Origin of the sequence: Arthrobacter russicus, from assembly GCF_031454135.1 — a bacterium.
Lineage (GTDB): Bacteria > Actinomycetota > Actinomycetes > Actinomycetales > Micrococcaceae > Renibacterium > Renibacterium russicum.
Window position 1 is genome coordinate 3,146,285 of sequence record NZ_JAVDQF010000001.1, and the last position, 14,315, is coordinate 3,160,599.

Genomic DNA, 14,315 nt, shown 5'->3' on the forward strand with positions numbered 1-14,315 from the left:
CTGCTGCCGGGTCCGTCGAGGTCGGTTCAGCGGTTGCTGGTCTGTTGTTGCGCGGCGGCTTGGTCCCGCAGTTTCCGGGAAGCGGCGCTGAGCAACTCGGCGCCGGAGGCCAGGGTGGGCGCGTGCGACGAGTTCCAGGCATGCCGGAAGAAGAATGCATCCGGGCCGCGCCAGGGCAAGTCGCCATTGACCACGGTGCCCAGCGTCGAACGGGTCTGCCGGATCAGTTCGGCGTGCTCTTCCATTTCCTTGGCGAGCCGGGCCAAATCGACCGGATCGGCGCCCAGGAAACCGCCTTCCATCTGTGCGCCCCTCTGTGCTCGCCCGGCCGGTGGACCCCGAGCCGGTATTCCCAGAATAGTCAGGCAGCCGGAGATGTCGATGGGGAGTTCTGCCCATCGACATCTCCGGTCAGATACCGTTGCAGCGTCGGGGCGACCCAGCGGATGATCTGCTCGCTCCCGACGGAAGCCAGCGGCTCGATGCGCAGCAGGTGCCGGGCGTGCAGCAAGCCGAGCACCTGGCTCACCAGCAGCGAACCGCGGAGCTCCCGCTCATCCTCGGGGTAGTCCAGGCCGGCCAGTGCCCGGGGCAGAATCAACCTGGTCAGCACTTGGCGCAGCAGCGCGGCCTGGGCGTCCGAGTTCAACGCGGAGCGGACCATTGCGAGCATCGCGGTCCGGGCCGGGGAATCCCACAGGTCCAGGATGGTCCGCAGGATGACTTCGGCGCGTTGCTCCACCGGAGTTCCGGCCAGATGCCCCAGAACTTTGGCCGGGTCCATCGGCAAGGCCACGCAAGCCGCGAACAATTCGTCTTTGGAACCGAAATAATGGTGGACCAAGGCGGCGTCCACGCCGGCGTCGCGGGCGATCTGGCGCAGGCTCACGGCGTCGAAACCCTCCTGCGCAAAACGGATTCTGGCGGCTTCCAGAATCAGATCCTTGGTGTCCGTGCCGCCTGATCGCCGGCCACGCCGCGGCCGGAGGCCGTTGGAATCACCGGTCATCGAGGCCTCCCTAATTCATCAGTTGGTGAAATAAAGATAGGCGGTCGCCTCGCAGGCTGTCCAGCAAGTGTGCCGGCCGGTTACCCGGCGTACTTCAGAACGTGCGGTTGCCCCAAATCGGATCGTGTTCCGGCGGGGTCCAAACCGGCGGCTCGCCGCGGAAAGAATACGCGCCTGACCGGAGCCTGCCGAGGATTCCGGTGGTCCAGTCCAGATTGCCGCGGACCTGCGACGCCAGAAAATGGAACTGCTCCACGACGTGCGGCGGGGCTACCGGTCCGGTCTCGGCGAAGTCGCGGACTGCGGCGTGCAGGGAATCCGACTCGGCGGCCAAAGCCGCCTGCCGCTGCTCGAAGAGCTCGATGACTTCCGCCCGCTCCAAAAAGGGCAGGAATCCGATTCCGGACATCGTGGTGGCGATCGACGGGGACCCGACGTCGGTGATCGAGCGTTTCACCAGCCGTTCGAATTCAGCGATTCCGTCCGGCGTCGTCCGATAGGAAGTTTTCGCGGCGGAGCCGGCAGCTTCGGTCGTCGAGACGACGTGCAGCAGGCCGTCCTTGCTGAGCGTGCGCAGCGTCGAGTAGATCGACCCCGGCTTCACATTGGCCCACTGGTCCACGCGCCAGGAGTTCAGTTCCTGCAGCAGCAAATAGCCGTGGGCCGGCTCGAAAATGCGCACCACGCCGAGCACGAGCAATCGCGTGGCGTACGGGGTCATGCCTCGAGTTTAGGACACGGTCCCTGTGCAGACTCTTTGCGGGTAGATTAGTATTGACTTTTCGACCCTCTTCTTTCGGACTTCCAGAAGGGAGCCACCCGCGTGGTTCTTCGACTTTCCACCCTGTTCCTGCGCACCTTGCGGGAAGATCCGGTCGACGCCGAGATCGCCAGCCACAAACTCATGGTCCGCGCCGGCTATATCCGCCGGGCCGCGCCGGGAATCTACTCCTGGTTGCCGTTGGGTTTGCGGGTCCTGGCCAAGGTCGAGACCATCATCCGGGAAGAAATGGCCGCGATCGGTTCGCAGGAAGTCCACTTCCCGGCGTTGCTGCCGCGGGAACCCTATGAGGCGACCAACCGCTGGACTGAGTACGGGGACGGGATTTTCCGGCTCAAGGACCGCAAGGACAATGATTACCTGCTCGCGCCCACGCACGAGGAGATGTTCACCTTGTTGGTGAAGGACCTTTACAGTTCCTACAAAGACTTGCCGGTGAGCCTTTTCCAGATCCAGACCAAGTACCGCGACGAGGCCCGTCCGCGGGCCGGGCTGATGCGCGGCCGCGAGTTCATCATGAAGGATTCCTACTCCTTCGACATCGACGACGCCGACCTGGCGCTGAGCTACGAAGCCCACCGGGCCGCTTACTTCAGGATCTTCGAGCGGCTGGGCTTGGAAGTCGTCGCGGTCAAGGCCACCGCGGGCGCGATGGGCGGGTCCAAGAGCGAGGAATTCCTGCACCCGACACCGGTGGGCGAAGACACTTACGTCCGCTCTGCCGGTGGTTATGCGGCCAACGTCGAAGCCGTGACCACGGCGGTTCCGGCGGAACTCGACTTCAGCGATTTCGCTGCCGCGGAAGTGCACGACACCCCGGATACGCCCACCATCGAAACCTTGGTCGCGGCGGCCAATGCGAGCCAGCCGCGGGAAGGCACGCCGTGGACCGCGGCAGACACGCTCAAGAACGTGGTGCTCGCGGTGGATCTGCCCGCAGTGGGCGAGAAGAAGGCCGAACGGCGGCTCCTGGTGATCGGCGTGCCCGGCGACCGGGGGGTCGACTTGAAACGGATCGAAGCGAACCTCGCCGGGCACCTCGGCTTCGGCGGCGAAGTCGAGGTCGAGCCTGCCACGGAAGCGGACCTCAAGCAGAACCCGCTCCTGGTCAAGGGCTACATCGGCCCCGGCCTCTCCTTGGCGGCACCGGTGTTGGGCTCCGAGGGCAGCAGCAAGCTGCTTTACCTGGTCGACCCGCGCGTCGTTTCCGGCACCCGCTGGATCACCGGGGCGAACCAAGCGGGCAAACACGTCTTCGGGCTGGTCGCGGGCCGCGACTTCGGTTGGGACGGGGTGATCGAAGCCGTGGAGATCCGGCCCGGCGACGCGGCTCCGGACGGCTCGGGTCCGTTGGAACTCGCCCGTGGCGTCGAAATGGGCCATGTCTTCCAGCTGGGCCGCCGGTACGCGGAGATCTTCGACCTCAAGGTACTCGACCAGAACGGCAAGCAGGTCGTGGTGACCATGGGTTCCTACGGCGTCGGGGTGACCCGCGCGGTGGCTGCGATCGCCGAGGGCAACAATGACGATCGTGGTCTGATCTGGCCCAAAGCCGTCGCCCCGGCCGACGTGCACGTAGTAGCGGTCGGACGGGACCAGGAGGTCTTCGACGCCGCTGAGAAGCTGGCCGCGGACCTGGAGTCCGCGGGCCTCGAAGTGATCCTGGACGATCGGCAGAAGGTCTCGCCCGGCGTCAAGTTCGGCGATGCGGAACTCGTCGGCGTGCCGATCATCCTCGCGGTGGGCCGCGGCTTGGCCGAAGGCCTCGTCGAACTCAAAAACCGACGCACGGGCGAGCCGGCGAACATCCCGGTCGATGCGGCGGTGGCCCAGGTACTCGCCTTGCGCGAGACCCTGGTCTGAGCCTGCCCGTCGTCGGAATGCTTTCCGGATTCGAGGACATTTCGGTTCTGACCGTCCTGCTGATCATCGTCGCCGGATTCGCCGCGGGCTGGATCGACGCCGTGGTGGGCGGCGGCGGGCTGATCCAGTTGCCGGCCATGCTGCTGTTGCCCGGGATCACGCCGATCCAAGCTTTGGCGACCAATAAAATGGGCTCCATTTTCGGCACCGCGACCAGCTCCGTGACCTATTACCGAAGGGTCAAGCCGGATCTGCGGACCGCGATCCCGATGGCGCTGATCGCCTTGGCCGGCAGCTTCGGCGGGGCCCTGTTGGCCGCGAATCTGCCGCAATCGGTGTTCAAACCGATCATCGTCGTGGCGCTGATCGCGGTGGCGGTCTTCACTGCGGTCAAGCCCAATGTCGGCGAATTGACCGCATTGCGGCACAGCGGGCGGCGGCATTACCTGGTGGCCTGCCTGATCGGTGCGGTGATCGGTTTTTACGACGGATTGATCGGCCCGGGAACCGGTTCCTTCTTGATCATCGCTTTGGTCACCGCCATGGGGTACGCGTTTTTGGAAGCCAGTGCCAAGGCGAAAATCGTCAATTTGGCCACCAACGCCGGCGCGCTGCTGTTCTTCCTGCCGCACGGCTCGTTGCTGTGGGGCGTCGGGCTGGTGCTGGGACTGTCTAATATGGCCGGCGGCTACCTCGGCGCGCGGATGGCGGTGGCGAAGGGGAGCAAGTTCATCCGACTGGTGTTCCTGGCCGTGGTGGCGGTATTGATCGTCAAGCTCGGCTGGGACGTCTGGCAGGAAAACGTCCTGCAGGCCCGCTGAGCCCGGTTGGCTCCGTGCGGTGCGCCGGTACCGGCCGCGTTTTGCCAATCGGAACAGTGGTTCAGAGAATTTCCAAGCCGTGCGGATGCGGCAGCCCGGGCAGGGTCGAGCCGGCGAGGGTACTGGCAATCCACAACGTGCGGTGCAGGTCCTTCTCGTGGTTCGGCTTGGCGGCGAACCAGAGCGCATCTTCGACTTCGCGCAAGATCGTCCACTCCCGGGCGATCTCCGGGTCCAGCCCAGCGGCCGCGCAGAGCCGGTGCAACCGGTCCAGCAGGGCGAGTTCCGGGTTCTGTGCCGCATAATCACGCAGACGGTTGCTGAGCATCGGTCCTACCGCATATTCGGCTTCGCCCAGGATCCCTTGCGGATCGATCACCAGGAAATCCTCGGGTTCCCATCCCGTGGTGCCCGGCTTGGCCAGGATGTTCATCCCGTGCATGTCGCCGTGCACCAGAACATCGTTGGCCTCCCGCCGCCCGACCGAACCCCGGGTCTGGCAGACTTCCAGGGCGGCCTCGAGCAGCCAGCGCGGAAACGGTTCGCCCAGCCGGTCCCATTCGGCCGGCAGCTCATCGCTCCAGTGCTCGGCGCGTTCCGCCAACGACGGCAGACTGGCCCAACCGGGGCGGTCATCGGGCCGGATCGATAAATCGCGGAGCAAGGCACCCCAGACCCGAACCGCTTCATCCGGGGGCGCGGCCTGCAGCCAGCGCGCGGCGTCGAGCCGCTCGAGCAGCAAGGCGAAGTCGGCTTCGTCATGGTCCAGAAGCCGGACCGCGCCGACCCCGTTCCACAGCCTCAGGGTCGCTGCTTCGTGCGCGATGTCTTCGTAGGGAAAAGTTATCTTTAGCACCGCGGCCGTGCCATCGCCGGTGCGCACCGGTATTGCGATGCCGCTGAAGCCGTTCCAAGGCTCTTGGCCGGGGTGCAGATCCACGCGCAGCTGCCAGCGTTCCAAGGCATCCTGGATCAGTTGTGGCAGCCGGGCAAGCCAGGCCCGCCGCTCGGCGGAATCGCTGTACCGGCGGACCAGATCGGCTGGCAGCGGGACGGTCATTCCGGCATCCCGGGCAACGCGCGCGACGGCGGCGACCAGAGCATCAGGTTCTGGCCGGTACCGAGCAACTGATTGATCGCCCAGTCGCGGAGCGGGCCATCGCTCAAGCCGATCAAATCCCCGTAGGCGAGCGACAACTGGTCCTCGACCATGGCCAGGGCGGCAGCCGGCTGAGTGCTGAACGCCGGGTCCAGGACGAAGGCGGGTTCACGTATCGGCGGTTGCGTGCAGTGCGAACGCAACTGCTCCTCCGCTGCATCCAAAGCGGCGCGATGGCTGGTGAGCAGTTTCATCGCGAGCCGGGAGCTGTCCGCCGAAGGGATCCGGGCGGCCACCAGTTGGTAGGCATACGCGGATTTCTGCTCGGCCAAAGCGACGGCGGCCAAAGCGCTTTGGGTGCTGGGCGCTGTCGTGGCCTCCGGAGCCAACGGTGCCAAGGTGCCGGCGCAAGCGGTTGCCGGCGCGCTTGCTGTCGCCGGGTTGGCGATGCTTGCGGCTGGAAGCCCGGTGACCTGGGCCAGGTATTGGCTGGCCAGCGCTTGGCCGGTACCGGCTGCGGCGAGCAATCTGGCGATGCCCGGCTCGACGGAACGTGCTGCGCCGAGGTTTCCGGCCGCGGCCCGGGCCAAGCCGGCGATCAATCCCGGCAGGTCGGTGGGCGGGACGCCGTCCGATGCCGCAGTTGCTTCCGGGCCGGTTCCCGGACTGGCTGGGCCGGATGCCGCCTGGCCCGGTCCGGAAGCTGCCGAGGCTCCGCTCGATTCCGGCCGGGCCAAGGCGGCGGTTGCCGCAGTCAGCGTGTTGATCGCGTATTTCAGTGCCGGATCGGCTGCCGGGGCCGGCGCAGCGCTGAGCTGTTTGGCCTGCGCCAGCAGCGTGTTGCTGTCCTTCTCGGCGGCAATCCGAGCCAGTTCGCCCTGCTCCGGGCCGATTGGCTCCACTGGCCGGACGGAAATGCTGGATCCGAGGGCGACGACCAGGATTCCGACCAGCAAGAGCATCGCGACCCGGCGGAGCCAGGTTGCCAGGCGTCTGCCCAGAGAGCGGCCCGGCCGTACGGCGGCCTTGGCCCGGCCGCGGGCTTTTTCTTCGGAACGGAGCGCTTGCCGGGTTGCCGCTGCGGGGGCCGCCGGCCCAGGATCCGCCAGGAACTCGGTCGCCGGCAACTCAGGGTCGGCAGACTCCGCCTCGGCCGGTTCTGGTTCGACCGGCTCTGGCTCGGCTACCGTTCCGGCTGTTTCAGCCGGTTGCAGCTCCGGCTCGGTGGCGGTTTCGGTGGGCAGGTCTGACGGAAGGCCAGCGGTTTCCGGTGCGGAATCGCCGGTGGGGGTTTCCGAGTCCGTCTCCGGGGTCGCTTCGGCGGGCGGGGCGGGTTCGGCGGTTGAGGTCGCTTCGACGGGGGCGGCCCTGGCCACCGGTGGGACAGTTTCAACTGATTGCGACGCCGGCTCGGCGGGCTCGGCGGGTTTAACCGGTTGCAGCTCCGGCTCGGGGGCGGTCTTGGTGGGCAGGTCTGACGGAAGGCCAGCGGTTTCCGGTGCGGAATCTCCGGTGGGGGTTTCCGAGTCCGTCTCCGGGGTCGCTTCGGCGGGCGGGGCGGGTTCGGCGGTTTCAACCGGCTCCGGGGCGGCCGGGGTGACTGAAATCACGGGTGGACCGGCAGGCGCGCTGGCCCGGCGGGTTTTCTTCTTTTTCGGCGCGGTCGAGGCCTGCCCTATTTGCGCCGGATCTTGCTGCTGCATCGGCTGCGGGGCGACCGAATCCTCGGCGGCGCCCGGCTTGCTGCCGCCGTCGGGCCGGTTCTGCGCGGTCTCTGGGTCAGTCACAAACCTCGATCATGCCATGTTTGGCCCGGCTTCGCTGGACGCGGATGCCTGGTCGGCCCGGCCCGGAAACCGTCCGCCGTCGCAAAACCGGCCCGGTAATCGGTAGGCTATGTCTACAACATCATCACGTGGGAGCCCGAAGGGGCACAGGAAGGCTTCGCGCATGTCCAAGCCGGATCGGCCGCAGAATCCAGTATCGAGCACTGCCGCAGAAGCACAGCGGCTCCGTGAACTCCTGCAACCCACGGTTGAGGAGAACGCGTTGTTCCTCGAGGATGTCAGCATCCATGTCGCGGGAACCCATCGGACCGTCCACGTCGCCGTCGATCTGCCCGAAGACCAGCCCGGCAGCGTGAGCCTGGACGCGATCGCGTCGATTTCGCAGCTGCTTTCTGCGGTGCTGGACGCCGATCCGGCGGACGACGGACGCCCCTATGATTTGGAAGTCTCGTCTCCGGGGGTGAGCCGCCCACTGACCGAACCGCGGCATTGGCGCCGGGCCACCGGCCACTTGGTGACGCTCAAGCTGGTCAAGGGCAGCCAGAGCGATCTGGGCGAACTGATCACCGGCCGGTTGGTCGAGGTGGCGGAATCCGGAGTCACGGTCCGGCCGGAGTTGCCGGTAAAAAAGGGAATGAAGCCCAAGCAGGGCGACCCGGAGTTCATTGAGTTCGTGCGGATTCGCAAGGGCACTGTCGAGGTCGAGTTCACTCGCCTGGACGAAGCAGAAGAGGTCGGGACAGTTGCCGACCAGAAAGGTCAGGATTGAGATGGATATTGACATGAGCGCGCTGCGTTTGCTGGAGCGCGAGCGTGAAATTCCGCTCGAAAAGCTCATCCCGACCATTGAGCAGGCACTGCTGGTGGCTTATCACAAGTCGCCGGGAGCGATCGATCAGGCGCGTGCCGAATTGGACCGCAAGAGCGGTCACGTGACGATCTGGGCCGCCGAAGTCGACGACGACGGCGTCGTGGTCGGCGAGTTCGACGATACCCCGGCGGATTTCGGCCGAATCGCCGCGAGCACCGCCCGGCAAATCATCCTGCAGCGTTTGCGCGACGTGGAAGACGACAATGTGCTCGGCGAATTCCGCGGCAAAGAAGGCGAGCTCGTCGCAGGCCAGATCCAGCAGGGCCACAATCCGCACATGGTCCAGGTCAACCTCGGTTCGGTCGAGGCGGTTTTGCCGCCCACCGAGCAGGCGCCGGGTGAATCGTACCCGCACGGCAGCCGGATCCGGGCCTTCGTGATCGACGTGCACCGTGGGCCCAAGGGTCCCTCGATCACGCTGTCCCGGTCCCACCCGGGACTGGTTCGCAAGCTTTTCGAACTCGAAGTACCGGAAATCGCGGACAAGTCCGTGGAGATCGTGGCGTTGGCCCGGGAAGCCGGCCACCGGACCAAAATCGCGGTCAAGGCGCACCGTCCCGGAATCAACGCCAAGGGCGCCTGCATCGGCGAAATGGGCGCCCGGGTGCGGGCCGTGATGAACGAACTCAACGACGAGAAGATCGACATCGTGGACTACAGCGATGATCCGGCGACCTTCATCGCGAGTTCGCTGTCCCCGTCGCGGGTGAATTCGGTGACCATCGTGGACGAGGCCACCCGCTCGGCCCGGGTGGTCGTGCCGGATTACCAGCTCTCTTTGGCGATCGGCAAAGAGGGGCAAAATGCCCGTTTGGCCGCGAAACTCACCGGTTGGCGGATCGACATCGTCTCCGATGCGGTCACCGCCGAGACGCCGGAAGCCTGATCCGCCGCGGCATTTGGGCGGCAGGGGTGCCGGGGCGCTAGAATAGTGGAGGCCGGGTCTATCGACCAACGCATCCCATCGAAGGCAGTGCAGTGGATTCAACGCAGGTTCCTGCGTCCAGAATGCCTCTGCGCACCTGCATAGGATGCCGACGTCGGGACGCCCAGCCGAATCTGTTGCGAGTGGTGAAGAACGTTTCCGGTCTTTTGGAAGCGGATCCGCGCCGCCGGTCGGCAGGCCGGGGTGCTTGGCTGCATCCCGATCAGGCCTGTTTCGCCTTGGCGGTCAAGCGGCATGGTTTCGCGCGCGCCTTCAAGGGCGAATGCGATCCCGGTGCCCTGGAACGCTACTTTGCAGCAGAACTAAGAACTGTCCAACCTGAAAGCGGGTCAGAAAACTGATGGAAACCCGATGAGTGCCCAGCGATGAGTGCCCGGTAATGAGTGTCCCAGTGCGCTCTAGCGTCGGACATTCCACCCTGGAATTCCGACTGAAGAATTAGACGGTTCGTGCCTGACTCGGTGCGAGCCGAGACAGGAGAAAGCGTGGCTAAGGCCCGTGTACATGAGCTCGCCAAAGAGCTTGGAATCACTTCCAAAGATGCAGTTGCAAAACTGCAGGAACTGGGCGAATTCGTTCGCTCGGCGTCATCGACCATCGAAGCTCCGGTGGTGAAGAAACTTCGCGATGCGTTCCCGAACGCGGGCGCGCCGGCAGAGTCCGCTGCGCCCAAGTCGGCGGCGCGTCCAGCCCCCAAGGCTCCGGCCAAAGCCGAATCGGCACCGGCTGCAGAAGCCGCCGCGCCGGCTCCCGCAGCGCCTGCGGCTCCCGCCGCTCCGGCCGCCAAGGCAGCTGAAGCCCCGGCCGCCGAAACCGCAAAGGCACCGGCGGCAAAGCCGGATTCCGGCAGCACGGCGCGTCCGGGCGCAGCCCGTCCCGGTGCCGCTGGTCCGCGACCGGGCAACAACCCGTTCGCCACCTCGCAGGGCATGCCGCGCGCCGGCGCCCGGGGCGATGGCGAACGCACCCCGGCTGCTCCGGCAGCCGGTTCCGGCGGGCCCCGTCCCGGCGGTCCGCGTCCCGGGGCCCCGCGCCCGGGCAACAACCCCTTCGCCTCATCCCAGGGCATGCCGCGCGCCGGTGCCCGGGGCGATGGCGAACGTCCGGGCGGTCCGCGTCCGGCAGCCGGCGCTGGCGGTCCCCGTCCGGGCGCCCCTCGTCCCGGCGGCGCTCCGCGCCCAGGTGGTGCCGGTGGAAACCGTCCCACCCCGGGCATGATGCCCAACCGCACCGAACGTCCGGCTCCGGCCGGTCGTGGCGGTCCGGGCGGTGCCGGTGGTGGCCGTGGCGGCCCCGGCGGCGCAGCGCGTCCCGGTGGCGCTCCGGGCGGTGCACCGGGTGGTGCTCCGGCCGGTGGTGGCTTCGGAAAGGGCGGTCGCGGTCGCGGCGGCACCCAGGGCGCCTTCGGCAAGGGCGGCGCCGGTCGCGGCAAGCAGCGCAAGTCGAAGCGTGCGAAGCGGCAGGAACTGGAGCAGATGAGTGCTCCGTCGCTGGGTGGCGTGAGCGTACCCCGCGGCGACGGCAACACCGTGGTCCGACTCCGTCGTGGCTCCTCGATCACCGATTTCGCGGACAAGATCGAGGCCAACCCGGCAGCGTTGGTCACCGTGCTCTTCCACTTGGGCGAAATGGCGACCGCCACGCAGTCCCTGGACGAAGAGACTTTCGCCCTGCTCGGTGAGGAACTCGGCTACAAACTGCAGGTCGTATCGCCGGAGGACGAGGAGCGCGAGCTGCTCAGCACCTTCGACATCGACTTCGATGCCGAGCTCGACGCCGAAGGCGACGAAGACCTCGAGGCACGTCCGCCGGTCGTCACCGTGATGGGCCACGTCGATCACGGTAAGACCCGTTTGCTCGACGCGATCCGCAATTCGGACGTCGTCGCCGGAGAACACGGCGGCATCACCCAGCACATCGGTGCTTACCAGGTGAACCACGTGCACGAGGGCGAGATCCGCAAGATCACCTTCATCGACACCCCGGGCCACGAGGCGTTCACCGCCATGCGTGCCCGTGGTGCCAAGGTCACCGACATCGCGATCCTGGTGGTCGCCGCGGACGACGGCGTGATGCCGCAGACCGTTGAAGCGCTCAACCACGCGCAGGCGGCCGACGTGCCGATCGTGGTCGCGGTGAACAAGATCGACAAGGAAGGCGCGAACCCGGAGAAGATCCGCGGCCAGCTCACCGAATACGGTCTGGTGCCGGAAGAGTACGGCGGCGAGACCATGTTCGTCGACGTTTCGGCCCGGCAGAACCAGAACATCGATGCCTTGCTCGAAGCCGTCATGCTGACCGCAGACGCAGCGCTGGACCTGCGGGCCAACCCGAACAAGGACGCTCGCGGAATCGCGATCGAAGCGAACTTGGACAAAGGCCGCGGTTCGGTCGCCACCGTGCTGGTGCAATCCGGCACCTTGGCGGTCGGCGACACGATCGTCGCCGGTACCGCGCACGGCCGCGTCCGGGCGATGTTCGACGACGACGGTTCCGCGGTCACCGAAGCCGGACCTTCGCGTCCGGTCCAGGTGCTCGGCCTGTCGTCGGTGCCCCGTGCCGGTGACACCTTCTTTGTCACCGGTGACGAGCGCACGGCGCGTCAGATCGCCGAGAAGCGCGAAGCCGCGGACCGCAATGCGGCCCTGGCCAAGCGTCGCAAGCGGATCAGCCTGGAAGACTTCGACCAGGCGGTCGCCGATGGCAAGGTCGATACGCTCAACTTGATCCTCAAGGGCGACGTCTCCGGTGCAGTTGAAGCACTCGAAGATTCCTTGCTCAAGATTGACGTCGGCGAAGGCGTGCAGCTGCGCGTCATCCACCGCGGCGTCGGTGCGATCACGCAGAACGACGTCAACCTGGCGACCGTGGACAGCGCGATCATCATCGGCTTCAACGTCAAGCCGGCCGAGCGGGTGGCCGAACTGGCCGACCGCGAAGGCGTCGACATGCGCTTCTACTCGGTCATCTACGCGGCGATCGACGACATCGAGCTGGCGCTCAAGGGCATGCTCAAGCCGGAATACGAGGAAGTCCAGTTGGGTACCGCGGAAATCCGCGAGATCTTCCGGTCGTCCAAGTTCGGCAACATCGCCGGTTCGATTGTGCGCAGCGGCTTGATCCGACGCAATGCGAAGGCACGCGTGCTCCGCAACGGCGAAATCATCGGGGACAACCTCACGGTGGACTCGCTCAAGCGGTTCAAGGACGATGCCACCGAGGTCCGCGAAGGCTTCGAGTGCGGCATCGGCCTCGGTTCGTTCAACAACCTGCAGCTCGAAGACATCATCGAGACCTTCGAAATGCGTGAGAAGCCGCGGGTCTAGTCAGTAACCACTCGCTGAGTGGGCAGATCTGCAGGTTGCAACTCCGGTTTGACCTGCAGATCTGCCCACTCGATGCGATTGAAGGAGGAATCATGGCCGATCCGGCTCGGGCTGCACGACTGGCCCAACGAATCAAAGTGATCGTCGCCGAGGCGCTGCGCAAGCAGGTCAAGCAGCCCGGCGTGGAGAACATCACGATCACCGAAACCCGCGTCACCAATGATTTGCAGCACGCGACGATCTATTACACGATTTTCGGCGATGCCGAGGCCCGCACAGAGGCCGAGGAGTCGCTGGAAAAGTCCCGGGGCATCCTGCGCCGCGAAGTGGGCCGGAACCTGACCATCCGGCTCACGCCCAGCCTGGAGTTCATCTCCGATGAGGTCCCGGAAACGGCCAGCCATGTCGAAGAGCTGATCCGGCAGGCCAAGGAGCGCGACGCCGAACTGGCTGCGCAGGCTGCCCGGGCAGAGTTCGCCGGCGATGCGGATCCGTACAAGAAGCCCGAGGACGACGAAGCCTAGCCCCCAGCCTTCTGGCTGACAGGTGCAAGCGGTGTCGACAGGTTGTTCATTGGACCTGTCGACACCGCTTGCACTTGTTTTTGGCTGCGCCAGATAGTCAGGGCGCCAGGGCAGTCAGGGCGCGGGGACCCGGGCGACGCCTTCGAGCAGCTCGGCGGTGTCCCCGCACAGCGCGATCCGCACCCACCCCTCGCCCTGCGAGCCGAAAGCCGTGCCCGGAGCCAGCGCCACGCCGTCGGACGCCAGGAAGCCGTGCACCCAGGCCTGGACGTCGCCGGCGGAAACATGCGACACCTCGACCCAGAGGTAAAACGCGCCCTGCGCGTCCAAGAACCGCAGACCCCGGGCCCGCAGCAATGCCTCGGCGGCGTCGCGGTTGGCGCGATAGTGCGATCGGGCCGTCACCACCGAATCCTGCGGTCCGGTCAAGGCGGCCAGGGCGGCGTACTGCGCCGGGGTGCTGACGCAGGAGAAGGTCGATTCGACCGCCATGGAAACCGGTTTGCCGACGCCGGGCGGGGTGAGCACCGCGCCGATCCGGAGCCCGGTCATCGAGTAGGTCTTCGAAGCGGTCCAACAGACCAGCACCCGGCCGTCGGAATCGAACTGCACCGGTGAGACGTGCGGCAGGTCGAAGCTGAAGGCTTCGTAGCATTCGTCCGAGATCACCCACAGGTCGTGCTCGCGCGCCAACTCGACTAGCCCCCGGGTCAGTTCCGCGGAGAGCACCGCGCCCAAGGGGTTCGACGGCGAGTTGAGTAACAGCACCCGGGTGCGCGGGGTGATCAGCGCGGCCAGATCGGCAGTCTGCGGCTGGAAGCCGTGTTCGGCGCGCAACGGGTAGCCGACCGGCACGGCGCCGAGGAGCTCCGCGGTCATGCCGAACGTCGGGTAACCCGGATTCGGGATCAGGATCTCGTCCCCGGGGGCGAGCAGCAGCGTCATAGCCAGGTGCAAGCCCTGTTGCGCGCCCGCGGTCACCACGATCCGGCCGGAATCCGCGTCGACGCCCTGGTCCCGGGCCAAACGGGCCGCGAATGCCTCCTGCAGCGCCGGGAGGCCGCCGTTCGGCGTGTAATCGGTCTCATCCCGGAGCAGGCAGTCGATCCCGGCTTGCCGGATGTGCGCCGGCACCTCGAAGGCCGGCTCGCCGATGCTCAAGATCAGGGTGCGCTGCCCGGAGGCGGCTCTGGCCCAGGCGGCTTCGGTGATCTCCCGGATCAGATTCGGCTGCAAGGCGGTGACGTGCGCGGCAAGCGAAGGCATAGCCGAATGCTACGGCACCATA

The 14,315-nt window shown here is 66.5% G+C and carries 13 protein-coding genes; 7 read left to right on the forward strand and 6 right to left on the reverse strand.

Translation table 11 applies throughout. The annotated features are described in order from the left end of the window. Window positions 1-26: 26 nt before the first annotated feature. From JOE69_RS14780 to JOE69_RS14790, 3 genes are all read right to left on the reverse strand, one after another. Complete coding sequence (locus JOE69_RS14780) at window positions 27-302, reverse strand: hypothetical protein (protein WP_309799960.1); 276 nt, start codon at window positions 300-302, stop codon at window positions 27-29. A gap of 59 nt (window positions 303-361) precedes the next feature. Next, complete coding sequence (locus tag JOE69_RS14785; protein WP_309799962.1) at window positions 362-1,009, reverse strand: TetR/AcrR family transcriptional regulator; 648 nt, start codon at window positions 1,007-1,009, stop codon at window positions 362-364. A 94-nt stretch (window positions 1,010-1,103) separates the two neighbouring features. Further along, window positions 1,104-1,730: a PadR family transcriptional regulator gene (locus tag JOE69_RS14790; protein WP_309799964.1), complete on the reverse strand. Its 627-nt coding sequence runs from the start codon at window positions 1,728-1,730 to the stop codon at window positions 1,104-1,106. A 102-nt stretch (window positions 1,731-1,832) separates the two neighbouring features. Between JOE69_RS14790 and JOE69_RS14795 the strand changes: the two genes are divergently transcribed. Beyond that, window positions 1,833-3,653 carry a proline--tRNA ligase gene (locus JOE69_RS14795; RefSeq protein ID WP_309799966.1) on the forward strand — a complete coding sequence of 607 codons (1,821 nt, stop codon included), beginning with the start codon at window positions 1,833-1,835 and terminating at the stop codon, window positions 3,651-3,653. A 17-nt stretch (window positions 3,654-3,670) separates the two neighbouring features. Beyond that, window positions 3,671-4,474 carry a sulfite exporter TauE/SafE family protein gene (locus tag JOE69_RS14800; protein WP_296364064.1) on the forward strand — a complete coding sequence of 268 codons (804 nt, stop codon included), beginning with the start codon at window positions 3,671-3,673 and terminating at the stop codon, window positions 4,472-4,474. 61 nt (window positions 4,475-4,535) lie between these two features. Here the strand turns inward: JOE69_RS14800 and JOE69_RS14805 are convergent, their stop codons facing one another. Together JOE69_RS14805 and JOE69_RS14810 are read right to left on the reverse strand one after the other, a co-directional pair. Then, entirely contained in the window at window positions 4,536-5,534 is a 999-nt protein-coding gene (locus tag JOE69_RS14805) for an aminoglycoside phosphotransferase family protein (RefSeq protein ID WP_309799968.1), read from the reverse strand. Then, the gene (locus JOE69_RS14810; protein WP_309799970.1) at window positions 5,531-7,360 is read right to left on the reverse strand and encodes a DUF4439 domain-containing protein; all 1,830 of its coding nucleotides are present in this window, start codon (window positions 7,358-7,360) and stop codon (window positions 5,531-5,533) included. Before JOE69_RS14810 ends, JOE69_RS14805 begins: the two co-directional genes overlap by 4 nt. A gap of 163 nt (window positions 7,361-7,523) precedes the next feature. Here JOE69_RS14810 and rimP point away from each other — a divergent pair, with 163 nt between their 5' ends. The 5 genes from rimP (at window position 7,524) to rbfA (ending at window position 13,027) form a co-directional block, all read left to right on the forward strand. Further along, a complete protein-coding gene (rimP, locus tag JOE69_RS14815; RefSeq protein ID WP_309799972.1) occupies window positions 7,524-8,129 on the forward strand; it encodes a ribosome maturation factor RimP in 606 nt (201 codons plus the stop codon). Between the two features lies 1 nt (window position 8,130). Further along, window positions 8,131-9,117: a transcription termination factor NusA gene (gene nusA, locus JOE69_RS14820; protein ID WP_309799975.1), complete on the forward strand. Its 987-nt coding sequence runs from the start codon at window positions 8,131-8,133 to the stop codon at window positions 9,115-9,117. A 122-nt stretch (window positions 9,118-9,239) separates the two neighbouring features. Continuing rightward, the gene (locus JOE69_RS14825; RefSeq protein WP_296364068.1) at window positions 9,240-9,518 is read left to right on the forward strand and encodes a YlxR family protein; all 279 of its coding nucleotides are present in this window, start codon (window positions 9,240-9,242) and stop codon (window positions 9,516-9,518) included. A 144-nt stretch (window positions 9,519-9,662) separates the two neighbouring features. Next, a complete protein-coding gene (gene infB / locus JOE69_RS14830; protein WP_309799978.1) occupies window positions 9,663-12,503 on the forward strand; it encodes a translation initiation factor IF-2 in 2,841 nt (946 codons plus the stop codon). A 92-nt stretch (window positions 12,504-12,595) separates the two neighbouring features. Beyond that, a complete protein-coding gene (rbfA, locus tag JOE69_RS14835) occupies window positions 12,596-13,027 on the forward strand; it encodes a 30S ribosome-binding factor RbfA (RefSeq protein WP_309799980.1) in 432 nt (143 codons plus the stop codon). 114 nt (window positions 13,028-13,141) lie between these two features. On the opposite strand, the gene JOE69_RS14840 is transcribed toward rbfA, so the two are convergent. After that, a complete protein-coding gene (locus JOE69_RS14840; protein ID WP_309799982.1) occupies window positions 13,142-14,293 on the reverse strand; it encodes a pyridoxal phosphate-dependent aminotransferase in 1,152 nt (383 codons plus the stop codon). Window positions 14,294-14,315: the final 22 nt, after the last annotated feature.